Below are 23,160 nucleotides of genomic sequence, written 5' to 3' on the forward strand. Positions count from 1 at the left end.
GTGTCCGGCTGCCCCGGTACGCGAAACCGCCCCCACGCAGGCCGGAGCGCTGCACGGGGGCGGTTGGCATCGGAGTCCCGGCTACCAGGGCTACCGGGCCGTGTACGCGCGGAGGATCGTCTGGTCCACCGCGTTGCCTCGCTTGTCGGACGCCTTGGCGCGCAGGGACACGGTGCCGCCCGCCGCCGGGGTCTTGACCGTGACCTTGCCCCCGATGACCGGCCGCAGGCTCCAGTGCGCGCCCTCGTCGTACGAGACGTAGACGAGCAGCGCGCCGAGCTGCTTGCCGGCCGCCGCGCCCTGCACGGTCACCGGGATCTTCAGGGACGAGCCCGCGGTGGCCGTGCTGTCCGCCGCGAGCGGCGGCGCGAAGCGCACCACCGACACCGGAAGCGCGGTCTTCTCGGCGACGTTCTCCGAGCGGAACGTCCAGCTGGCGGTGACCTTGCTGGAGACCGGGGTGCCCGCGGCACGGGTGGCCGTGGTGGTCAGCCGGTACGCCGCGGAGCGGGCCGGGACCGTGAAGGACGCGGCGCCGGTCAGCGGATCGGCGCTGGTGCCGATCTCGGTACCGTTCCTGGTGAGCGAGGTCTCCGCCGAGGCGTACGTCAACGGAACGGAGTTGCCGTCACTGTCGGCGAACAGCGGGACCGAGCCGGTGATCTTGTCACCGGTGCGGAACAGCCCCTGTCCCGTACCGAGGTTCGGTCCGAACACGCCGATGCTGAAGGTGCGTTGGTAGCTCTTGCCCGCTTCGTACGCCGTGAACGGGGACAGGTACTGTGCTTCGAAGAGGTTGGTCGCGATGTCGTACCGCCGGAAGTCCAGCTGCCACTTGGTGCCGTTGTCGTTGTTCACGTAGACCGCGGCCTCGTACGGAAGGTTGCGGCTGACGATGTACTCGGCCCCGGTCGGTCCATTGCCGGTGTCGGCCCCCACCAACAGGTAGGCGCGCTTGTTCGGGATGGGCGAGCCGAGCCGCGTCGAGATCTTCGCCAGTTCGGCGGCCTTCGGGCTGCGGACGAAGCCGTCGGCGTACCGGGTCCCCGCCGCCTGGTACGCGAAGTGGTACTCGGACGCGTCCGCGTCGTTCAGGAAGACGGCCTGGATCCGCTGCTGAAGCTCGCCGGGGGCGGCTTCGGCTCCGAGGTGCGCGGTGCCGAAGGTGAAGGTCTTGAAGTTGGGGACCAGCCACGCGGCACTGGTCCAGTACTCGGGCGTCTTGATCTCCGCGCCGACGTACCCCGAGAGGGCTGTCGCCTTCGGATCGGGCGGGGTGATGTCGACGGGTTTGGCGGTGCGTTCGTCGACGGTCACCTTTGTGTCGTGGTCGAGCTGCAGGTTGGCCTGGTTGATCACGTCGGCGCCAGTCCAGGTGGAGCCGGTGAAGACGTAGAAGGAGGTGCTGACGAAGTAGCGCCCCTTGGGCAGCCGGATGGCGTCGGTACCGGTCACGTTGCCGAGATCGCCCCAGAGGCTCTTGCCGAGTCCGCCGACGCCCACGTAGTGGGTCTTGTAGCTCGTGGCGGGCGCGCCATCCTTGCCTATGTGCTCGAAGGTCAGGTCGTAGGACTCGACCTCGCGCTCGACGACCGCCGCCGTGCGTACGTTCTGACCGCCTCCGCTCGCCGTGACGTACGCGCTGTAGGCGCCGTCCAGTGTGCCGACGCGGGTGTCCGCGCTGACGGTGGTGGTTGCCTCGCCGCCGGCGGGCACGGTCAACTGCGTGTCCTCCAAGGTGAACACGCCTTCGGGCGCGGGCTTGCCGTCGGGGCCGGTGGCTGCCACGGACAGGTCGAGGGTGACGGGCTCGGTGCCCTCGTTGCGGTAGGTGAGGTCCTTGGTGAGAAGCTCGTCGTCGGTGTGCGGCCACGTCTGCCGGCTGAAGGAGAGCGAGTTCTGCTCGGCGGTGACGGTCTGGTCGATGGCCTGGGCCAGGTCGATGCGGCCGGAGCCCTGCTGGAACGGGGTGTAGCCACCGGAGACCGTCGAAGCGGTCAGCGTCGACTTGATCTGCTCGCCGGTCCAGCCCGGGTGTTCCTGGGCCAGGATGGCGGCGGCGCCCGCGACATGCGGCGTGGCCATGGATGTCCCGGAGATGGCCACATAGCCGTCCGCGACGGGCGTACCCGTCTTCGCGACGGTGCTGTCGGCCGCCGCGGCCGCGCCGATGCTCGAGCCGGGCGCGGTCACGTCGGGCTTGATCGCGCCGTCGCCTGTGCGCGGGCCACGGCTGGAGTAGGAGGCGAGAACGTTGCTCTTGTCGACGGCACCGACGGTCAGGGCGGCGTCCGCGCTGCCGGGCGAGCCGATCGTCCCGGTGCCGGCTCCGACACCGGAGTTACCGGCGGCGACGACGAACAGCGTGTCGGACTCGGCCGAGAGCCGGTTGACGGCCTCCTCCAGCGGGTCGATGCCCGGAGAGTCGAGGCTGCCCAGGCTCAGGTTGACAACGTTGGCACCCTGCGCGACGGCCCACTCCATACCGGCGATGATCCCGGAAGTGGCGCCCGAGCCGTAGTCGTTGAGCACCTTGCCGTCGAGGATCTTCGCGCCCGGCGCGACGCCCGTGTACTTACCCCCGGACTTGGCCCCCGTACCGGCGGCGATGGACGCGACGTGGGTGCCGTGGCCGTAGCGGTCCGTGGAGTCGGGTGAGGACGAGAAGTTCTTCTCGGCGATCTCCTGGCCTGCGAGGTCGGGGTGGGTCTGGTCCACGCCGGTGTCCAGGATGGCGATCGTCGTGCCGGTGCCGTCGTAACCGGCCTGCCAGGCCGTCGGGGCGCCGATCTGCGGCACGCTCTTGTCCAGGTCGACCTGGCGGATGTCGTCCAGCCAGACGGCGTCGATCCCGGACGCGGCCGTACGGTACGGGGCGGCGCCGGCGGGCTCACTGGTGAGCGCGTCCCAGGTGGCCGTGGCGTCGTCGGTCGGCGTGGTCACGGCGTCGGCGTCGAGCGAACTGAAGGTACGCCGCAGCGCGTTGTCGCCCGCCGTGCGTACGTCCTGCCGCGCGGCGGGCCGGGCGCCCTGATAGGTGACGATGAGCTGGAGGCCGTCGCGCTGCTGGGCCAGATATGCGGGCTCGCTGAGCGTGGTGAGGTCGAAGAGCCGCCTGTCGACCCGGCCCTGCTGGACCAGGCGCTCGGCGTCGGCGGGCACCGCGTAGGTGTGGCCTTCGACGCTCTCGATCTGGATGGGGATGTCCTCGCGGCCCGCCGGGCGCTCCACGGACAGCGGATCGCCCTCGCCGTCGACGGCGATCCGGTCGCCGGTGACGAGGGTGATCCAGTTCTGCGCGGTGCTCGCGTCCGATTCCGTCAGCGTCTCGGATGTGGCAGTCTGCGCGGCCGATGCCGCACTTCCCCACGCGACCGCCGGGGTCACGACCAGTCCGGCGACGAGTGCCGTGGCCGACGCCGCGGCGACCGAAATGGCGCGTATTCGGCGCGGTCTACTGCTCGGCTGTCTATTCAATTCCGTGCCCCTGACGAAGTCAACGTGAAAGGAAACCCCATCGGGCTCCCGATCACACAGTATGAGCATGACAGGGGCTTTCACTCAACAGGCTTCTGATCACGGACAGTTGAGATAAAACGGCCACTTCCCCATCGAATTCAGTAAACCCATCGGCATGTTTCCATTTTGTGAAAAGAAATTGAGGCGGGCCGCATTACCGGTAAGGGATAGCCGCGTTCTTCGCGAAGAAGTAGAAAAGGGTCGGACGAAGGAGGGACAATGGGCGGATGCGCATCCGTATCGACGCCGACGATCTGCCCGGCCTCACCTGCTCCCCCGCGGCCCCGGCCGACAGCAACACCGTGACCCGCACCAACGTCCACGTCGCGGTACAGCGGCGCGACCGCCCGGCGGAACTCCTCGACCCGCAGCCCGGCGACGCCGATTCGGCGACCTGGACACTGGAGTGCTCCACGGCCGCCTCGCCGACCGGCACCGAAGTGACGGGCCCCTACGTGCAGGACCGTCTGGGCCGACGTTTCATCTACTTGTCATGGGGCACGGTCGACGAGTCGGGCGTCTTCTCGATGTTCCGCCGCGCCAAGCTGATGATCGACGCCATCCCCGCCGAGGTGCTCGCCGCCGCCGCGCATGACGGTCTGCTGGTCGGACGCCTCGGCCTCTCCGACGCGCACGGCGGACCGCTGTGCGCACGCGTCGAGCCCCCGCACATCACGTGGACCGCCGGGTCGGCCGCCTAGGACTCCAGTTGCAGCCCGCGGACCAACTGCCTTGCCCGGCGGCAGGGTTCGACCCGGAGGAAGTGGCCGACCGGCTCATCAGATCCTCGAAGGCGTCCTGCCGGCCGGCACGCCTGCCTCGCGTCCGAGGTGGCCGCTGCATGATCACTCGTTGTCCACAGCGCACCTGATGATCGACGGGGGCCTCACCTGCTCGGGCGCCACCGGAACCAGAGGTCGCCCCCGTCAGGCCGGTAGCGGTCTCCGTCGTCCAGCCGCACCTCGCCCACAAGCCGCCGGGCACCGTCCGGCGCCTGACGGTGGGGCACGAGGAGCAACTCCAGTTCGTCATAGCGGGCATCGATCCCTCCGTTCCCCGGATGCTCCTCCCTCCCGGCGTCAGAAACCTCGTACCTGACGAAGATCGCCCACGACTCGCGCTCCATCGCCACTGCCGCCTCGCTCGCGGGCCACACGAAGTACTCGTCGGCCGCGTTGGCGGGGTCGTAGTCCCAACCCTCGAAGTAGTGCGGGACACCATGGACGACGGTGAGCCCTTTACGCGGCCCGTCGTACCAATCCAAGACGGCGTACGCAGGCTCGAAGCCGTCCGCGATCAACTGCTCTTGACGCCAGGGTCCACCCATTTCGGCAGACTACCGACCGGCGGCCCCCGCATCCACGATCACGATCTGCGGCTGGAGTGCCAGGACCTGTCCGGTCCGTCAGGGCCACCTCGGGAGTTGACCTTGCCGCACACGATCGACAGCGGCCGGAGCGGGCCGGATGCCGTGACCGAGGAGGGCTGCGCCGAGGTGGGGCCCTCGTACCGAGTTGTGTGAACTGCTGGGCGGACCCTGACCGGTGGTGACCGAGAAGGACCAACGACCACGTCGGCCTGCTGTATCCGATCCCCGGCAGCAGAGAGGTCGGGCTGATCAACGTCGGGGCCCTGTACGCACCGGCGACCCGTTCTCGGACGCCGTGACACCGGACGGCCGTCGGCCCGCGCTTGCCCTGGCCCTGGAGATCGACGAGATCCACCTGCACTGCCCGCAGTTGCTGCGCCGCTCGGAGATGGGAAACCCAAAGTCCTGGCAGACCGGCCGAGTCCGACCACCAACCCTTGCCGTGACTCGAACGGGGTATCGGCGGGAGCGCCTCCGACACCGTCCGGACGGCCCGGCATCGGTCCATCACCGTGACGCGACGCCCGTACGAACCCGTCAGTGGCGGCTACCCGCCCCGGCGGACAGTCGGGCGCCGAGCCGGCGGGGCAGCAGCCGGCCGAGCCCGGCGATGGCCTTGTAGCGCACGTCCGGGATGCTCACGGGGACGCCGCGGCGGAAGTCACGGATCGCGGCGGCGACCAGTTCGTCCGCGTCCAGCCACAGGGAGTCGGGGATTCCCGAGGTGTCCATCCGGGAACGCTCGTGGAACTCGGTGCGCACCCAGCCCGGGCACAGGGCCATCACATGGGCGCCGCTGCCGCTCACCTCCTGGCGGAGGCCCTCGCTGAAGGTGACGACCCACGCCTTGGAGGCGCTGTACGTGCCGCGGGGGAAGAACGCCGCCACCGACGCGACGTTCACGACGCCCCCGCGCCCGTACTCCACCATGCCGGGCAACGCGGCACGTGTGAGGCGCAGTACGGCTTCGCAGTGCACCCGGAGCATGGCGAGTTCCTCGGACAGGTCGGTGTCGAGGAAGTCGCCGCGCTGGCCGAAGCCGGCGTTGTTCACCAGCAGGTCGATGCCCTGAGCGGCCCGTTGCTCCGCCGCGAGCAGTCCTTCCTCGGCCGCGAGGTCAGCGGAGAGGATCTCCACGTCGACCCCGTGGGCGGCGCGGTACCCCTCCGCGGCCCGTTCGAGGCGTTCGGCGTCCCGGGCGAGCAGGACAAGTCCGAAACCGTCCGCGGCCAGCCGTCGGGCGAAGGCCGCGCCGATTCCCGCTGTCGCTCCGGTCACCATGGCTGTGGGCATGGCCGAGAGCATAGCCAGCCCCTGTACGCCCCTCCCCGGGCCTCTCGGTTCAGTCCCTGAGCCGGTCGATCTGCCGGATCTTGTTGGTCGCGTCCAGGGCGGCCACCTTGTAGGACTCGGCGAGCGTCGGATAGTTGAACACCGCGTCGACCAGGTAGTCGACCGTGCCACCACAGCCCATCACGGACTGGCCGATGTGGATGAGTTCGGTGGCGCCGGTGCCGAAGCAGTGCACCCCCAGCAGCTTGCGGTCGTCCGGGGAGACCAGGAGCTTGAGCATGCCGTGCGAGTCGCCGATGATCTGGCCCCGGGCCAGTTCCCGATAGCGGGAGATGCCGACCTCGAACGGCACGCGCTCCTCGGTGAGTTGGTCCTCGGTCCGGCCGATGAAGCTGATCTCCGGAATGGTGTAGATGCCGATCGGCTGGAGGTCGTGCATCCGGTTCACCGGCTCGCCACAGGCGTGGTACGCCGCCGTACGGCCCTGCTCCATCGAGGTCGCGGCCAGCGCCGGGAAGCCGATGACATCACCGACGGCGTAGATGTGCGGCACCTCGGTGCGGTAGTGCTCGTCGACCGTGATCCGGCCGCGCCGGTCGGCGGACAGGCCCGCCTTGTCCAGGTCGAGTTCATCGGTGAGACCCTGCCGGCCCGCCGAGTACATCACCGCGTCCGCCGGGATCCTCTTGCCGCTCTCCAGGATCGTGAGCGTGCCGCGGGGGTGCCGCTCGACCGCGGCGACGGTCTCCCCGAAGCGGAACGTCACCGCGAGGTCCCGCAGGTGGTACTTGAGTGACTCGATCACCTCGACGTCGCAGAAGTCGAGCATCCCGGGCCGCTGTTCAACCACCGTGATCTTGCTGCCGAGGGCGGCGAACATGGAGGCGTACTCCATGCCGATCACACCGGCGCCGACGATGACCATGGAGCGCGGCACCCGCTCCAGGTTCAGGACGTTGTCGGAGTCCAGGATCGTCTGCTCGTCGAACTCGACGGTCGCCGGCCGGGCCGGACGCGTTCCCGTGGCGATGACGATGTGCTCGGCGGTCAACTCCCTTTCGTGGCCGTTCACTTCCTTGAGGCCGATGGTGTGGTCGTCCAAGAATCGGCCGGTGCCCGCGAAGAGCGAGACATGGTTGCGGGAGAGCTGGCTGCGGATGACGTCGACCTCGCGGCCGACCACGTGCTGGGTACGCGCGGTCAGGTCGGCGACGGTGATGTCTTCCTTGAGTCGGTAACTCTGGCCGTACAGATCGCGCTGGGTCAGCCCCGTGAGATACAGGACCGCCTCGCGCAGCGTCTTGGAGGGGATGGTTCCGGTATGGATGGAGACTCCGCCGACCATGTCCGGACGGTCGATGACGGCGACCCTGCGGCCGAGTTTGGCGGCGGCGATGGCGGCCTTCTGGCCGCCCGGACCGGAACCGATGACAAGCATGTCGAAGTCAGGCACCCTCCGGAGTCTGTCAGCCCGAAGCCCTCTCCCGAAAGGGTGAACGGGTGACGGTTCCTCCGGCGTGCGGGCAACTCCGGCGTCCGGCCCTGCTCAGGCCCCTTCTCCGCGCCGGTTCCTAGAGCGATCGTCAGCTCCCTCGGGCCGGCCGGCGCACGCACTTGGCGGACATCGTCGACGGGCTCGAGTGAGCACCGGGCGGCTGGTTGAGCTGGGCAACGGTCACCGGTCGGCGTCCTCCCGGCCACGCGGAATCCATCGGCCGGCGGCCTGCTCGGTGAATCCCGCACGGGCGTCGTCGGTGTGGGCTAGATTCAGGGATCCTCGGCTCCAGCGTCTCTCGGTGAGGCCGCGTCGAGGAGAACTCCGGAGCAGCGAATGCACCAGTCCGAACTTCCCCCACCCGTTACGGCGGTGATGCAGGGGGGACTCGCCGACAGCCTCTTCGAATCCGCTCGCCACAATCCGGAGCTCGCACAGATCGCGCGCCGCTCCGACCCCTCGTCCTCGACGTGGAACCCGGTGACGGCCGCCGAGCTGTGGGACGAAGTGGTCGATCTGGCAAGGGGATTCGTCACGTCGGGGATACGCCCGGGCGACCGGGTCGCGATCATGGCGCGCACACGCTACGAGTGGACCGTGCTCGGCTATGCGCTGTGGTCGGTGGGAGCCGAAGTGGTTCCGATCTACCCGACCTCCTCGCACGAGCAGGTCGAGTGGATCCTCAAGGACGCCCACTGCGTAGGTGTGGTGGTCGAGGACGAGCAGGGCGTGATGACGGTCGGCTCCGCGTGTGCCACGCTCCCGTTCCTGCGCCATGTCTGGCAGTTGGACACCGGAGCCCTGGAACAGCTGGCCGAACGGGGCCGTGCGATACCGGCGACAACGGTCGACTCGCTGCGCCGGATCGTGCTGCCCGACTCAACGGCGGTCGTCGCCTACACCTCCGGCACGACGGGACAGCCCAAGGGCTGCGCCCTGACCCATCGCAACCTGGCCAGCCCCGTCGACACGCTGATCGACGGCTGGAGACACACGGCGGCTCCTCCCGGAAAGCAGCCCTCCATGCTCGCCTTCCTCCCGTTCTCCCACGTGTACGGCCTCGAGATCCAGAGCCTCTGTATGCGTGGCGGCATGCTGATGGCACACGAACCGGATGTGCGTGCGGAGGCGCTCTCGGCAGCCCTTCTCTCCTTCCGACCCACCTATCTGTGCGCGGTGCCGTTCGTCTTCGAGAAGATCTACAAGAACTTCCTGCGTTCGGCCCAACGGGCCGGGCGTGGACCACTGTTCGAGCGTGCCGTCCGCACCGCGCAGGACTTCGCCGCGGCCGCCGAACGCCAGCGGTTGGGTGCGGGGCCCGGTCCTGGTTACGACCTGAAGCTGCAGCACGCCCTGTACGACAAGGCGGTCTACCGAAAGCTGCGCGGCGCACTGGGCGGACGGGTGTGCGGCGGGGTGTCCGGCGGCTCGCCCCTCAACCGTGAACTGGCCCTCTTCTACGCAGGAATCGGGATCTCCATCCACGACGGATACGGGCTCACCGAGACCAGTGGTGGCATCACCATGCATCCGGTGGGACGGGAGAAGTTCGGAACCGTGGGCCGCCCTCTCCCGGGCACGGACATCCATGTGGCCGAGGACGGGGAGATTCTGGTGTGGGGCCCCTCGGTGTTCCAGGGGTACATCAACGACGCCCCGGCCACCGAGGCTTCGTTCCCGGACGGTTGGCTGGCCACCGGTGACATCGGCAGTGTCGACGACGAGGGCTATCTGACCATCACCGGCCGCAAGAAGGACATCATCATCACGAGCGGCGGCAAGAGTGTGGCCCCCGCGGCCCTTGAGGAGCGTCTGCGCGCGCATCCCCTGATCCACCAGGCGGTGGTCGTGGGTGACAACCGGCCTTGCGTGGGGGCTCTGATCACGCTGGATCCCGAGTTCGTCGCGCACTGGCAGTCGTCCCGGGCCAAGGGTGACACCCCGGTCCGGGACGCCCGCGAGGAGAACGAACTGCGCGAGGAGGTCAGACGGGCTGTCGCCGCCGCCAACTCCACCGTGTCCCGTACGGAGTCGATCCGGGTGTTCCGCGTCCTCCCGGAGGCCTTCGACATGACCAACGGACTGATGACCCCCTCGATGAAACTGCGCCGGGACGCGATCGCGAAGCGGTTCGCCGCCGAGATCGAGGCGATGTATCAGACGTCCTCGCGTGTTCCACGGGAGTATGTGCAGAGCGAGCCGTCGATCTGGGACGACTCCGACAACGTGTTCCGGTGAACAGGACGCGCTCCGTCACGGCGTGGGACGTACGTGCTTCCCAGAAGTGACCTCAGCGGGGTCACGCGGCTCCTGACTTCCGGCTGCTTCGTGGTGTTCATGGAAACACTCTGCGCCGAGGGAGCCCGGGCAACCAGCTCCCTCCGGTGAGCAGGACCACCGGTCCTGGTACCGGTGCCACCACCGTCGGCGGGAATCCCCATGGCCGGCGCCGCCGACTCGTGCGGCCGTACGGCACCCGAACGTTCCCCGGCCGACCGACGTCGTAGCGGTAGCCGTCTTCGAAGGGACTGCCGCCATGAGCGCCCGACGTGTCATCTCACGGTACCTGCCCGCCGCCGCGCTCATCGGGGGACTGCTGTACACGATCGCCGCTTGCGGATCCGAGGCCTCGACGTCCTCCGGGTCCGGCGGGAGGGCCGCGACGAGTCCCTCCACGGAACGGAGCACAACCCGTTGGCAGGAGCCCGCCTCGTACGTCTACACCATGACGTCGAGTGAAGGGGAACGGAGTCTGATCGGGACGTTCCGGGTGACGGTCCGGGACGGCAAGGTGACAGAGGCCGTGGGACTCGACGAGAGTGGCCGGTGGGTGGTGGAGCAGTCGCTCGGTGAAGTACCCACCATCGGCGGGCTGTTGGAGGAGCTGGAGCGCGCCCGGCGTGACAACGCGGACAAGGCGGAAGCGCAGTACGCACCCGACGGGCACCCGGTCCGGATCTTTCTCGACCACGAGAGCAACGCGATCGACGACGAAGCCCTGTACGTCATCACCGCCTACGAGCCGACCGACGGCTGACCCGCGTCCCGGGCACCGTCCGTCAGGAACTGGACAGGCGCCCTGTTCACGGCACGAGGACGATCTTGCCGGTGGTGCGCCTCTCCTCGATCGCGCGGTGCGCGGCGGCGGCTTCGGCCAGTGGGTAGGTGCGCTGGACCGTGACCCGCAGCCGACCCGCCTCGATGCGTTCGGTGACCCGCTCCAGTACCTCCCCGGAGGGCTCGGCCGTGACCCAGACATAGCGCAGACCACGTGCCTCGGCCTGCGCCTCGTCCGTTCCCGGGTCGATCGACGCGCCGATGAGCAGACCGCCCGGCCGCAGGACATCCAGGGAGAGCGGCCCGTAGGACCCACCGACCAGGTCCAGAACCGTGTCCACCGGGGCCACGGCGGTCCGGAAGTCGGTGGCGGTGTAGTCGATCAGTTCGTCGGCGCCCATACCGCGCAGGAACTCGTGGTTGGCCGCGCGGGCGGTGCCGATGACGTGCGCGCCGAGTTCCTTGGCGAGCTGCACCGCGACATGGCCGACGCCGCCTGCCGCCGCATGGATCAGTACCCGGTCGCCGGGCCGGACCCGGGCCAGCACGGCCAGCGCCTGCCAGGCGGTGAACGCGACCAGGGGCACGGCGCCGGCGTGCGCCAGATCGAGATTCTTCGGCCTGGGAGCCAGCACGGCGGCCGGTACGGCGGTGTACTCGGCGTACGAGCCGCGCCGCGAGACCGGCAGCAGGCCGTACACCTCGTCGCCCGGCACGAAACGTGTCACGCCCTCGCCCACCCGCTCGACGACGCCGGACACGTCGTTGCCCGGCGTCCACGGCAGGGTGACAAGCCCCGGCACACGTCCGGACCGGAGAACCGTGTCACCGGGGTTGACTCCGGCACCGGCGACCCGCAACAGCACCTCCCCCGGGCCGGGTTCCGGCACATCGGTCTCCTTGTGGACGAGCGTCTCGGGACCGCCGAACGCGGACTGAACGATGGCATGCATACGGTCGGACATCAGAACTCCTCGTCAGCAGGGCACAACACGCACACCATCAGCTACGTCAACTGCCCGGTCCTTGGGGGGAAGCGCGTCCTGGCGTCCACGGTGTGGGCGCGCATGACCTGCTGGGCACGTACCTCGTCGCGGGCGGCGATGGCCGCGATCAGCTCGCGATGCTCCGCCCAGGCCTCATGGACGATCGGTGTGTAGTACCGGCGGACCCTTTGCTCGACATGGGCAGCCAGCTCCGCGAGCACCGCGTTCCCCGCCAGTTCCACGACACAGGCGTGGAAGGTGGCGTTGGCGATCACCACCGTCTCCACGTCGTTGGCGTTGACCGCGGCCTCGCCCGTCGCGCAGAGCTCGTCCAGCCGCTCAAGTCCCCCGCCCGAGGAGCCGACCGCGGCCAGTCGCGCCGACTCTGTCTCCAGCACGACGCGGACGGCGAAGAGCTGATCGGTCTCGTCCCCGGTCGGCTCGTGGACGAAGGCACCCTGGGCCGGGCGAAGGTCCACCCACCCTTCGGAGTTCAGCCGGTGCAGCGCCTCTCGTACAGGTTGCCGGGAGACCCCGAGATGGCCCGCGAGCTCGCTCTCCACCAGGTGCTGGCCAGGGCGCAGCGACTGTGAACCGATCAGCTCCCGCAGCGCCTCGTACACCTGCTCGCGCACCGGTACCGGGCGCTCCACCTTGGGTACTGATTCGTGCGGCAGCCCGTTGAACAGCATCCCGGCCTCCGTTGACGTCCTCTCGTCTCCTCAATCTAGTGGGCCACAACCGCAGTTACGACTCCCCCGACAGTGAGTGAGCTCGACTGTCACGTCGGCGGATCCCTCACTCCCCGGGCGCCCTGCCGCGTGGATCTGCCGTGTCGTCGGCCGGTGTTGAGGCCGCCCGGCCGGCGACGGCACGCAGGGCCGGCTCGATCCTGATTTCCTCGCTTTCCAGGACCGAATGAAGCCGGCGCAGGACGAAGTCGTCGATGGCAGCGCTGGTTGCGCAGGCGGATCAGGGCGTTGCGTTCGACGCCGATGAGGGCGCTGCGCAGTTCGGGCCCGGTCCGCACGCCGGGCCCGGTGTCGGCCGGTCCCGTCTCCTCGGCCGCGTACTGGTGGAGTTCCTCAGGATGGCGTCGGTGGTCTCCGGCGGCGCGGCCAGGCGGTCGGCGTAATCGGGAAGGACGTCCAGCGCGGCCTTGACGGTCACGCCACTCGGGGACGGCGTCGGGGTCCTGCAACAGCCGCTCGGCGGCCAGGTCCGCGATGACGATGGACTCCTCGCCCGCCAGCCGGTGGTCCGCAGGCAATACGGCGACGCGGGGCTCCCGGAAGAGCGGGCGCAGTTCCAGGCCGCGATGGTCGACGGGCAGCCGTACGAAGCTCACGTCGAGAACACCCTCCTGCACCCCCTGGACCTGGCCGCCCCAGGAAGTGCGCACCACCTGCACGCTCAGCTCGGGATGCCTGGCGGAGAAGGCGCGCACCGCGCCGGTCACGGTGATCCCGGGCACGAACCGACCGTGAACGCCGAAGAGCCGTGGGCGGCCTGCTGGACCCGGCGGCACAGCGCCTGCGCGGGGGCCGGCAGGGGGCGCGCGTCCTCCAGTAGTTGACGGCCGGCGGGCGCCAACTCGGTGGTCTGCTCGTTCCTGGTGAACAGCTGCGCCCGCAACTCCTGCTCCAGTGCGCGGATCTGCCGGGACAGCACCGGTTACGTGATGTGCAGACGCCCGGCGGCCCGCCCGAAGTGCAACTCCTCGGCCAGAGCCACGAAGTAGCGCATCCTGCGCAGATCGACATCCCCGACATCTCCCCCCGTGCCTAAGCCACGTACCAGCGTGGTTCCTCCGGATCGTGGCGCCTTTGCACCGCTTGGACGTGACCGGGTCGGGTCGGGACGAGCGCGCCGCCGGCCCCTAGGCCCTGTCGCGTGCCATGCCATAGGCCCGCCGGTCCCTTTGGGGAGGACGCCCGCGCACCCACCCGAACAGAACCACCGACCACACCGCCGCGAACGCGCACCAGGTCGAGACGAACTCCATCCGCCACACCGCCCAGCAGATCAGCGCGCCCACGGCGACCATGACACCGAAAAGGGTCAGTCCGCGGTCGCCGGAGAGCAGCAGGGATCCGACGGTGGCGAGGAGGTACCCGGCGATGAGCAGTTCCGCGTGGGACAGATCGACGAAGTAGCCGACGGTGTGGCCGCGGATCTCGGCCCTGACCGGACGCACGGCGAGCGCGTACGCGAGCATGGCGGCGGTCACCAGGCCCACGGCGAGCGGGATCAACAGACGGCGCTTGGCGTGTCCAGGCGCGGCGCACAGCACACCCACCGGTACCCATACCGCCAGCAGCGGAAGGGCGATGAAGGCCCAGGCGACGGTGGCGGGGCCCGTTCCCCCGCCCGCGTGCCACACCTTGGACTCGACGATCTGATGCGCCCCCAGGAGCAGCGGCAGTGCGGCCAGTGGGAGATCGGCGGGCCTGCGCACGCGTGCCACACAGGCCACGCCGACCGCGGCGATACAGGTGCCGGCTACCAGATCGGCCGTCGCACTCCAACACAATTGCGTCACCGTTGGTCCGCCGTCATAGGAATCCGCCCTTACAGCGCACAAGCTACGGCGCCGTGGACCGATGGGTGTCGCTGACACGACAGCCCCCCGGGGGTTTCGTTCCTCGCGCCCGGCATTCCGTGCGGGAAGGCTCGCCCCTGTGTTCCGGCCGCGAACAGTGATTGGCTGGGCCCCGGCCACACCAATCGAAGCGCAGGAGAGCACCGTAGTCATGAGCACCCCCTATACGTACGAGTACAAGGTCGTCACCTTCCGGGAATCGCTGATCGGCGACGCCTTGGACAGCGGCAAGCTGGAGAAGGTTCTGAACAAGCACGCCGAGGACGGATGGGCGCTCAAGGCGATCACGTCCGCCGACGTCAAGGGCCGGATAGGTCCCGGCGCCGTGGAGGGCCTGCTCCTGACGCTGGAGCGCCCTCGCCAGTAGCCGGCGCGGGGTGCGCCGTACGCCGAGCCGGGGGATGCTGGTGCTGATGGGACAGCGGATCCGCAGGCGCTACTGATGCCGTCGTAGGCCTTCCGGCGCGGGAGGCCTACGACCGCTGGGCGGATACCGGCCGGTGACGTCAGGACGGTACGGCGATGAAGAGCGACAGCACACTGCCCGGAGAGGTCGTCTCCAGTCACTCGGTGTTCGGCGCGCCGTGCTGGGTCAGTCTGACCACGCGCGGCCTGCCGGTCGCGGAGAGCTTCTACCACGCCGTACTGGGCTGGAAGTGGCAGCCGAGCAGCCTGGACGACCAGTACAGGATCGCCGTGCTCGACGGGGTGCCGGTCGCCGGGATCGCCGGGGTGACCTCGCTCTGGCGGACGGCCGTGGCATGGATCCCGTACTTCGCGGTGTCCAGCGCGGACGAGACGGTGGCCCGGAGCCATGAGCGCGGCGGTACCACCGCGGTGGGGCCGATCTCGTTCCCGCCGGGGCGGGCGGCGCTACTGGCCGACCGGGACGGTGCGGTCTTCGGCATCTGGGAGGGTGAGCTCGTGGCCGGCTGGAAGACCTGGCGCCGCGCGGCACCCGCCTTCGTACGGCTGCACACGCGCGACGCCTTCGACGCGGCCATCTTCTACGGAGAGGTCCTGGGCTGGGATTCCTCGACCTCCGGAGGCTGCGAGGTCCACTACGAGGAGAACGAGGTCGTGCTGCGCAGCCAGGGCGACGTCATCGCCCGTATCTACTCGGGCGCGCTGGGATCGGCGCCCGACCCCACGCTCAGGCCGCACTGGCAGATCCACTTCGCCGTCTCCGACGTGGAGGCCTGTGCCCGGGCCGCGCGAGCGCATGGCGGTACCGCCCATCAGCAAGGGGTCGGCTCGATGGAGGCGGTCCTCGCCGATCCCGACGGAGCGCGCTTCACGGTGACGTCGAAGGCCGTCCTGTAGCCGGGGGATGTCCGTGCCGGGAGTGCGTGGGACGTCCCGGGCAAGCGGGGTGCCCCCACCCCTCAGGGGGCGTGACGCGTCCGCACAAAGTCTCCTCGCCCACGACGCGACGGAACCCCAGGATCAGGCTCCAATAGAGGGTGACGGGATTCAACCGTACGACAGGCGCCGCCGGACCCCCGCAGCCCCCTCGGCGGCGCGATGGAGGTCCGCGATGCCCACTGCTCTCCGGCTCCTGCCCGCCCTCTCTCCCGACCATCGCGAGCGGCTGATGAGCCTGGCGCGCGAGGTCTCCTTCCCGGCGGACGGAAGGATCTTCGAGGCAGGCGGCACTGCCGACCGGTTCTGGGTGGTGCGCTCGGGGACGGTCTCCCTGTACCAGCGGGTCGTCGCGGACAGGCGCATCTCCGTCGCGACGCTGGGGCCCGGCGATCTGCTCGGCTGGTCATGGCTGTTCCCGCCGCACCGGTGGGACTTCGGCGCCGAGGCCTTCAGTCCCGTACGCGGCTATGAGTTCGATGCCGGACAGGTACGCGCCCTCTGCGACGCAGACGCGACGCTGGAGCTGTCCCTGACACGAACGATCGCCGCCATCCTCGCCCACCGGCTCGAAACGACCCGGGTTGCGCTGATCGAGCACTACGCGCGCCACGGCGGTGGCAGGTGAGGTGACACGCCACCGTGCGGGATGGACACCGTGTAGGAATCTCATATGAACGAGACCCCGGACTCCTTCGACCTCATGCCCGGCGCCGCCGACTCTCCGGTGATCCTTCATGTGCCGCACTCCGCACGGGAGATCCCGGCGCCGGTACGCGACGGCATCGTGCTCGACGATGCGGCGCTGGAGCGCGAGTTGGACCACATCACCGACGCGCACACCGCGGAACTGGCCGCGGCGGTCGCGGCGGCCGCCGATGTCGCGCCGTGGCGGTTCGTCAACCGGTTGTCCCGGCTGGTGATCGACCCCGAGCGTTTCCCCGACGAACGGGAGGAGATGCTGGCCGTCGGCATGGGCGCGGTCTACACGCGCACCGCGCACCGGGCGCCGCTGCGGCCCGCCGACGCCGACCCGCACACGCTGATCGACCGCTACTTCCACCCGTACGCACGGGCGATGACGGGCGCGGTGGCCGAGCGGCTGGCCGCCACCGGGCAAGCCGTGATCATCGACGTCCACTCGTATCCGACGGCCCGGCTGCCCTACGAGCTGCACGGCGACGGTCCCCGGCCGCCGGTCTGTCTGGGCACCGACGAGTTCCACACGCCGCCCGAACTGCTCGCGCTCGCCGAGAAGGCGTTCGCGGGCGTCGGAGGTGTGGGGATCGACAGCCCGTTCTCCGGTACGTACGTACCGCTGCGGTTCTACGAGCGCGAGCCGAAGGTCACGGCTCTGATGGTGGAGATCCGGCGGGACACGTACATGAGTGAGCCCGGAGGTCCCGTGGGTCCGGGGCTCACCCGCGTGATGTCGGCGCTGACCACGCTCGTCGACGCCGTATCGAGGTGACCGTCCGGCGCACCAGGGGCGGTGTAGACAATCGCTTAGTCGCCGGCTCAGGGAGGGCACGGGATCATGCCGGTCGTCGACGCGTGGATGCGGCACCCCACACTCCGTCGCTCCCACCACGAGACGTTCGCGTCACTGCGCCGCTGGACGGGCCAGGGCTCCTGGAGGAAGAGCTGCCGGTCAAGGCGACCGTGGCCGCGCTGGCCGCCGCCGACGTGGAAACCGGTCTTTCCGCGGCCTCGTACGGGCCGCAGGGGCCGCTCATCAGTAACGACGAGGTCGCACGATTCGTCCACCGGCCCGAGGGACGGCTGCGCGGAGTCGCGGGCGCGGACCTGAGCAAGCCGGTGGCGGCCCTCCGGGAACAGCTGCGGCGGGCCGTCGAGGAGCTGGGCTTCGTGGCGCTCACGAACGTGCCGTGGCTGTGGCAGCTGCCGCCCACCGACCGGCTCTACTACCCGTTGTACGCCGCCTGCGTCGACCTCGGCATCCCGTTCTGCACGCAGGTCGGGCACACCGGCCCGCTGCGCCCCGCCGAGACCGGCCGGCCCATCCCGTACATCGACCAGGTCGCGCTCGACTTCCCCGAACTGACCATCGTCTGTGGGCACTTCGGCTACCCGTGGACCACGGAGATGATCGCGGTGGCCGACAAACACGCGGGCGTCCCCATCGACACCAGCGCCTACACGGCCCGCCGCTGCCCGCCCGAGCTGGTGGAGTACCTGCGGGGCCAGGGACGGCGCAAGGTCCTCTTCGGCAGCAACTACCCGATGATCACCCCCGGTCAGGCACTGGAGCACCTGCCTGAGCTGCACCTCGACGAGGAGGTGACCGAGCTGTTCCTTTCGGCCAACGCCCGCTCCGTCTTCCGCCTCGACGATCATTCGTAGATGCTGGAGCCGGACGCGTTCAACCCTGAGGTCCCTGAGGTGAGGCAGCCCGTCGATGGCTTTGCAGATCAGCGCCACCAATCCGGAGCACCCCGCGCTCCTGCTCGAACTGCCCTGGCAGCTGCCCCTGGAGGAGTGGCCCGAGCACTATCTGGTCCCACTGCCGCGCGGCATCTCACGGCACGTGGTGCGCTACGCGCGCGCCGGGACCGAGGTCGTGGCCGTCAAGGAACTCGCCGAGCGGCCCGCGGTGCGCGAGTACGAGCTGCTGCGCAGTCTGGACCGGCTCGGCATCCCGGCGGTGGACCCGCTCGCCGTGGTCACCGGGCGCACGGACGCCGAGGCCGCGCCCCTGGAACCCGTGCTGATCACCCGGCATCTGGGCGGCTCGATGCCGTACCGGTCGATGTTCGAGACGACGATGCGGCCCGCCACCATGCACCGGCTGATGGACGCCCTGGCGGTGCTTCTGGTGCGACTGCATCTGGCGGGGTTCGCCTGGGGCGACTGCTCGCTGTCCAACACCCTGTTCCGCCGGGACGCCGGGGAGTACGCGGCCTATCTGGTGGACGCCGAGACCGGCGATCTGCACCCCCAGCTCAGCAACGGACAGCGGGAGTACGACCTCGACCTCGCCCGGGTCAACATCAGCGGCGAGCTGCTGGACCTGGAGGCGGCCGGAGCCCTGCACCCCTCGGTGGACCCGATCGAGTTCGGCACCGAGATCTGCGCGCGCTACCAGAGGCTGTGGGAGGAACTGACCCGCACGTCGGTGTACCCGGCGGGCAAGCACCACTACATCGACCGCCGCATACGCCGCCTGAACGACCTCGGTTTCGACGTCGCCGAGATGCAGATAGCGCACTCCTCGAACGGTGACACCGTCACCTTCGTCCCCAAGGTCGTCGACGCGGGCCACCACCAGCGCCAGCTGCTGCGCCTGACGGGCCTCGACACCGAGGAGAACCAGGCGCGCCGGCTGCTGAACGACCTGGAGAGCTGGATGGCCACCCAGGACGACTACGCACCGGGCGACCCGCTCGCCGCCCGCCCGGAGGTCCTCGCCCACCGCTGGGTCCGGGACGTGTTCCGTCCGACGGTCCGGGCCGTGCCGCTGGATCTGCGCGGTTCGATGGACCCGGCCGAGCTGTACCACGAGCTCCTCGAACACCGCTGGTACCTGTCCGAGCACGCTCAGCACGACATCGATCTCGACACGGTCGTGGACGACTACGTCACGAACATCCTCCCCAAGGTCCGGGAGACCCTGCCGCCGCGGGCGGACACCCCTGTGCCGCCCGCCTGAGAACCCGGTTGCAGAGCAAAGGGGACCGATCGTACATACGATTGGGGGTGTACCGGCCGAGCGGCGTGCGGTGGCGTGCGCAGGGCCCGGCCGGGACGACACTGACCTGCTCGGGGTGGGAGACGTATGGCACAGGCCGCCAGTCCAGCGCGGACCGTCATTCTGACTGTCGATGACGATCCCGGTGTGTCGCGCGCCGTGGCCCGCGACCTGCGGCGCCGCTACGGCGAGGCGTACCGCATCGTGCGCGCCGAGTCCGGGGAGGCAGCTCTGGAGGCGCTGCGCGAGCTGAAACTCCGCGGCGACCAGGTGGCGGTGATCCTGGCCGACTACCGGATGCCGCAGATGAACGGCATCGAGTTCCTTGAGCAGGCGATCGACGTCTATCCGGGCGCGCGGCGCGTGCTGCTGACCGCCTACGCGGACACGAGCGCGGCGATCGACGCCATCAATGTGATCGATCTCGATCACTATCTGCTCAAGCCGTGGGATCCGCCGGAGGAGAAGCTGTACCCGGTCGTGGACGATCTTCTGGACGCGTGGCGGGCGAGCGACTACCGGCCCGTGGGGGTCTGCAAGGTGGTCGGGCACCGGTGGTCGGCGCGCTCGTCGGGCGTCCGGGAGTTCCTGGCCCGCAATCAGGTGCCCTACCGCTGGTACTCGTCCGACACACCGGAGGGTGTGCGGCTGCTGGCCGCCGCCGGGCAGGACGGGGAGCGGCTGCCGCTGGTGATCACGCCGGACGGCACATCACTGGTGGAGCCCGAGGATCCCGATCTGGCGGCCCTGGTGGGGCTGGCCACGACGCCGACCGAGGACTTCTACGACCTCGTCGTCATCGGCGGCGGACCCGCCGGGCTCGGAGCGGCCGTGTACGGCGCGTCCGAGGGCTTGCGGACCGTACTGGTGGAACGGTCGGCGACCGGGGGCCAGGCGGGGCAGAGCTCGCGGATCGAGAACTACCTCGGCTTCCCCGACGGGGTGTCCGGGGCACAGCTCACCGACCGCGCACGGCGGCAGGCGACGAGGTTCGGCGCCGAGATCCTGACCGCGCGCGAGGTGATCGGTCTTGACGTCACCGGGGCATCGCGCACGATCCGTTTCTCGGACGGTTCGGCGATCGCCGCGCACTCCGTGATCCTGGCGACGGGAGTGTCGTACCGGCAGTTGGAGGCGCCCGGGCTGGCGGATCTGACCGGCTGCGGGGTCTTCTACGGGTCCGCGCTCACCGAGGCGGCCGCCTGCCAGGGCCATGACGTGTACATCGTGGGCGGGGCCAACTCGGCCGGGCAGGCCGCCATGTTCCTGGCGCGCGGCGCCAAGTCCGTCACCATCCTCATCCGCGGCTCGTCCCTGTCCGCCTCGATGTCGGCCTATCTCATCCAGCAGATCGCGGACGCGCCCAACATCAGCGTGCGCCCCGGCACGGTCGTGGAGGCCGCGCACGGCTCGGACCACCTGGAACAGCTGACGCTGCGGGATGTGGAGAGCGGGCACACCGAACTCGTCGACGCGCAGTGGATCTTCGTCTTCATCGGGGCGGCCCCGCTCACCGACTGGCTCGAGGGAACCGTGCTCAGGGACGCGCGCGGATTCATCATGGCCGGGCCCGACATGACACTCGACGGGCAGCCGCCCGCCGACTGGGAGCTGGACCGGCCGCCGTACCACCTGGAGACCAATGTGCCCGGCGTGTTCGTGGCCGGAGACGCGCGTGCCGAGTCCGCGAAGCGGGTCGCGTCCGCCGTCGGCGAGGGAGCCATGGCCGTGATGCTCGTACACCGTTATCTGGAGCAGTCATGAGCGGATACCTGGAGCAGCCGTGAGCGGACAGCCGATGCCGTGCAGTATCGAGGAGCTCTCGAAGCTGTTCCTGTTCGAGAAGCTCGACGCCGGCCAGCTCGACCGGCTGTGCCGTGAGGGCCGCGTGGAGTTGTTCGAGCCCGGCTATGTGTACCGCGAGGGCGAGCCGGCCACCTGCTTCTTCGTGCTCCTCGAAGGCAACCTCGTGATGTCGCGCCGGGTCGGCGGCGACGACGTGGAGATCAACCGCAGCTCGCAGGTCGGGGTGTACGCGGGGGCCATGCAGGCCTATCTGGGCGGGGGTCCGGACGAGAAGAGCTACAAGGGTTCCCTGCGGGTCACCGAGCCCTCGCGGTTCTTCATCCTGCCCGCCGAGGTGTTCGCCGCGGTCCTGCGGGACTGGTTCCCGATGGCCGTCCATCTGCTGGAGGGCCTGTTCTTCGGCAGCCAGAACACCCAGCGGACCATCAGTCAGCGCGAGCGGCTGCTGGCGCTCGGCTCGCTGTCCGCCGGGCTGACGCACGAGCTCAACAACCCGGCCGCGGCGGCGGTCCGGGCCACTTCCGCCCTACGGGACCGGGTCGCCGGAATGCGGCACAAGCTCGGCGTGATCGCGGCGGGACCCTACCAGCGCGACACGCTCGAAACGCTCGTCGAGCTCCAGGAGCGCACCGCCGACCAAGTCGCCAAGGCCACCCCGCTCAGCCCGCTGGAGGCCTCGGACCGGGAGGACGCTCTCGGCGACTGGCTCGACGACCACGACATCGCCGGCGGCTGGCAGCTCGCGCCGACCTTCGTGCAGGCGGGTCTGGACACCGACTGGCTCGACCAGGTCGCCGCGGCCGTGGACGAGCACACCCTCGAGGGGGCGATCCGGTGGCTCAACTACACCGTGGAGACCGAGCTCCTCATGAACGAGATCCAGGACTCCACGACCCGGATCACCCACCTCGTGGACGCGGCGAAGCAGTACTCGCAGATCGACCGGGCCCCCTACCAGGTCGCCGATGTGCACGAACTGCTGGACAGCACCCTGATGATGCTCTCCGGGAAGATCGGCTCCGGCATCAGGGTCGTCAAGGAGTACGACCGGACGCTGCCCAACATCCCCGCCTATCCCAGCGAGTTGAACCAGGTGTGGACGAACCTCATCGACAACGCCGTCTCGGCGATGGCCGGCGAGGGCGAACTCACCGTACGTACCGCGCTCGACGGCGACCAACTGCTCGTCGAGTTCCGCGACACCGGGCCCGGGGTGCCCGCGGAGATCCGCGACCGCATCTTCGACCCGTTCTTCACGACCAAGCCGGTGGGCGAGGGCACAGGCCTCGGCCTGGACATCTCCTGGCGGATCGTCGTCAACAAGCACCACGGGAGCCTCCATGTGGACTCCGTCCCCGGTGACACACGTTTCCAGGTACGTCTTCCGCTGAACGCCGTTGACCCGGACCCCGACACGGAGGCGGGCCTCGAGACGTCAGCGGACGCCAACCCACCCAAGGAGCCGTCATGACCGTGCCCGCCGGAATCGACCCGAGCGTCCCGCCGAACGGTACGGGTTGCGGCGACTGCGATGCCGTCGACGGATGGTGGGTCCATCTGCGGCGCTGCGCCCAGTGCGGGCACATCGGCTGTTGCGACAGCTCGCCCGCCAAACACGCCACCGAGCACGCGAAGACCACCGGCCATCCCGTGGTCCGCAGCTTCGAGCCCGGCGAGGAGTGGTTCTGGAACTACGAATCCTCCGAGATGTACGAGTCGGGTCCCGACCTCGCTCCCCCGCAGAGCCATCCCGCGGACCAGCCCGCCCCGGGGCCCGCGGGGCGTGTTCCGGCGAACTGGATGAACGTACTGGGCTGACGGGCGGATGGGACCCGACCGCGGCGTCGCGGTCCGCGGCGGGGACGGGCCCGAGGAGATGGCCGCCGCCGTCGACGAACGCCGCGCAGGTCGAGCAACTCGCGTCGTCCGACTGGATCGGCTCCTCCCCCGGGTCCTCAGCGG

Annotated in this window: 21 protein-coding genes; 12 read left to right on the forward strand and 9 right to left on the reverse strand. The window is 69.6% G+C overall.

Annotated elements, in window-relative coordinates; all coding sequences use genetic code 11:
* Positions 1–90: 90 nt before the first annotated feature.
* On the reverse strand, positions 91–3,477 hold the full coding sequence (locus ACFWP7_RS24600; RefSeq protein ID WP_384384686.1) for a S8 family peptidase: 3,387 nt from the start codon (positions 3,475–3,477) through the stop codon (positions 91–93).
* Between the two features lie 269 nt (positions 3,478–3,746).
* Between ACFWP7_RS24600 and ACFWP7_RS24605 the strand changes: the two genes are divergently transcribed.
* On the forward strand, positions 3,747–4,220 hold the full coding sequence (locus tag ACFWP7_RS24605) for a DUF5990 family protein (RefSeq protein ID WP_384384689.1): 474 nt from the start codon (positions 3,747–3,749) through the stop codon (positions 4,218–4,220).
* A gap of 185 nt (positions 4,221–4,405) precedes the next feature.
* Here the strand turns inward: ACFWP7_RS24605 and ACFWP7_RS24610 are convergent, their stop codons facing one another.
* From ACFWP7_RS24610 to sthA, 3 genes are all read right to left on the reverse strand, one after another.
* Positions 4,406–4,846, reverse strand: a complete 441-nt coding sequence (locus ACFWP7_RS24610; protein WP_384384691.1) for a hypothetical protein — start codon at positions 4,844–4,846, stop codon at positions 4,406–4,408.
* A 579-nt stretch (positions 4,847–5,425) separates the two neighbouring features.
* On the reverse strand, positions 5,426–6,181 hold the full coding sequence (locus tag ACFWP7_RS24615; protein WP_384384694.1) for an SDR family NAD(P)-dependent oxidoreductase: 756 nt from the start codon (positions 6,179–6,181) through the stop codon (positions 5,426–5,428).
* A 49-nt stretch (positions 6,182–6,230) separates the two neighbouring features.
* A complete protein-coding gene (gene sthA / locus ACFWP7_RS24620; protein ID WP_384384697.1) occupies positions 6,231–7,634 on the reverse strand; it encodes a Si-specific NAD(P)(+) transhydrogenase in 1,404 nt (467 codons plus the stop codon).
* A gap of 378 nt (positions 7,635–8,012) precedes the next feature.
* On the opposite strand from sthA, the gene ACFWP7_RS24625 reads away from it, so the two are divergent.
* Both ACFWP7_RS24625 and ACFWP7_RS24630 read left to right on the forward strand, forming a co-directional pair.
* A complete protein-coding gene (locus ACFWP7_RS24625) occupies positions 8,013–9,914 on the forward strand; it encodes an AMP-dependent synthetase/ligase (RefSeq protein WP_384384699.1) in 1,902 nt (633 codons plus the stop codon).
* A gap of 298 nt (positions 9,915–10,212) precedes the next feature.
* Entirely contained in the window at positions 10,213–10,713 is a 501-nt protein-coding gene (locus ACFWP7_RS24630) for a DUF6174 domain-containing protein (RefSeq protein WP_384384702.1), read from the forward strand.
* Positions 10,714–10,759: 46 nt separating this feature from the next.
* Here ACFWP7_RS24630 and ACFWP7_RS24635 read toward each other — a convergent pair whose 3' ends face one another.
* The 5 genes from ACFWP7_RS24635 to ACFWP7_RS24655 form a co-directional block, all read right to left on the reverse strand.
* Positions 10,760–11,698, reverse strand: a complete 939-nt coding sequence (locus ACFWP7_RS24635; RefSeq protein WP_384384705.1) for an NADP-dependent oxidoreductase — start codon at positions 11,696–11,698, stop codon at positions 10,760–10,762.
* 41 nt (positions 11,699–11,739) lie between these two features.
* Positions 11,740–12,411 carry a GntR family transcriptional regulator gene (locus tag ACFWP7_RS24640; protein WP_384384708.1) on the reverse strand — a complete coding sequence of 224 codons (672 nt, stop codon included), beginning with the start codon at positions 12,409–12,411 and terminating at the stop codon, positions 11,740–11,742.
* A gap of 89 nt (positions 12,412–12,500) precedes the next feature.
* Complete coding sequence (locus ACFWP7_RS24645) at positions 12,501–13,193, reverse strand: LysR family substrate-binding domain-containing protein (protein WP_384384711.1); 693 nt, start codon at positions 13,191–13,193, stop codon at positions 12,501–12,503.
* On the reverse strand, positions 13,175–13,390 hold the full coding sequence (locus ACFWP7_RS24650) for a LysR family transcriptional regulator (protein WP_384384715.1): 216 nt from the start codon (positions 13,388–13,390) through the stop codon (positions 13,175–13,177). Before ACFWP7_RS24650 ends, ACFWP7_RS24645 begins: the two co-directional genes overlap by 19 nt.
* Positions 13,391–13,598: 208 nt before the next feature.
* A complete protein-coding gene (locus ACFWP7_RS24655) occupies positions 13,599–14,252 on the reverse strand; it encodes a DUF6629 family protein (RefSeq protein ID WP_384384771.1) in 654 nt (217 codons plus the stop codon).
* A 220-nt stretch (positions 14,253–14,472) separates the two neighbouring features.
* Between ACFWP7_RS24655 and ACFWP7_RS24660 the strand changes: the two genes are divergently transcribed.
* The 9 genes from ACFWP7_RS24660 (at position 14,473) to ACFWP7_RS24700 (ending at position 23,016) form a co-directional block, all read left to right on the forward strand.
* Positions 14,473–14,688: a DUF4177 domain-containing protein gene (locus ACFWP7_RS24660; RefSeq protein ID WP_384384718.1), complete on the forward strand. Its 216-nt coding sequence runs from the start codon at positions 14,473–14,475 to the stop codon at positions 14,686–14,688.
* A gap of 155 nt (positions 14,689–14,843) precedes the next feature.
* Positions 14,844–15,644, forward strand: a complete 801-nt coding sequence (locus ACFWP7_RS24665; RefSeq protein ID WP_384384721.1) for a VOC family protein — start codon at positions 14,844–14,846, stop codon at positions 15,642–15,644.
* A gap of 214 nt (positions 15,645–15,858) precedes the next feature.
* Entirely contained in the window at positions 15,859–16,311 is a 453-nt protein-coding gene (locus ACFWP7_RS24670; protein WP_384384723.1) for a cyclic nucleotide-binding domain-containing protein, read from the forward strand.
* Between the two features lie 45 nt (positions 16,312–16,356).
* Positions 16,357–17,154 carry an N-formylglutamate amidohydrolase gene (locus tag ACFWP7_RS24675; protein ID WP_384384726.1) on the forward strand — a complete coding sequence of 266 codons (798 nt, stop codon included), beginning with the start codon at positions 16,357–16,359 and terminating at the stop codon, positions 17,152–17,154.
* 83 nt (positions 17,155–17,237) lie between these two features.
* Entirely contained in the window at positions 17,238–18,047 is an 810-nt protein-coding gene (locus ACFWP7_RS24680; protein WP_384384729.1) for an amidohydrolase family protein, read from the forward strand.
* Positions 18,048–18,102: 55 nt separating this feature from the next.
* The gene (locus tag ACFWP7_RS24685) at positions 18,103–19,353 is read left to right on the forward strand and encodes a DUF4032 domain-containing protein (protein ID WP_384384732.1); all 1,251 of its coding nucleotides are present in this window, start codon (positions 18,103–18,105) and stop codon (positions 19,351–19,353) included.
* 126 nt (positions 19,354–19,479) lie between these two features.
* On the forward strand, positions 19,480–21,156 hold the full coding sequence (locus ACFWP7_RS24690) for an FAD-dependent oxidoreductase (protein WP_384384735.1): 1,677 nt from the start codon (positions 19,480–19,482) through the stop codon (positions 21,154–21,156).
* 19 nt (positions 21,157–21,175) lie between these two features.
* Positions 21,176–22,669: an ATP-binding protein gene (locus ACFWP7_RS24695; protein WP_384384738.1), complete on the forward strand. Its 1,494-nt coding sequence runs from the start codon at positions 21,176–21,178 to the stop codon at positions 22,667–22,669.
* The gene (locus tag ACFWP7_RS24700) at positions 22,666–23,016 is read left to right on the forward strand and encodes a UBP-type zinc finger domain-containing protein (RefSeq protein ID WP_384384740.1); all 351 of its coding nucleotides are present in this window, start codon (positions 22,666–22,668) and stop codon (positions 23,014–23,016) included. The genes ACFWP7_RS24695 and ACFWP7_RS24700 overlap by 4 nt, the downstream gene beginning before the upstream one ends.
* Positions 23,017–23,160: the final 144 nt, after the last annotated feature.

This window comes from Streptomyces sp. NPDC058470, assembly GCF_042721055.1.
Classification (GTDB): Bacteria; Actinomycetota; Actinomycetes; order Streptomycetales; family Streptomycetaceae; genus Streptomyces.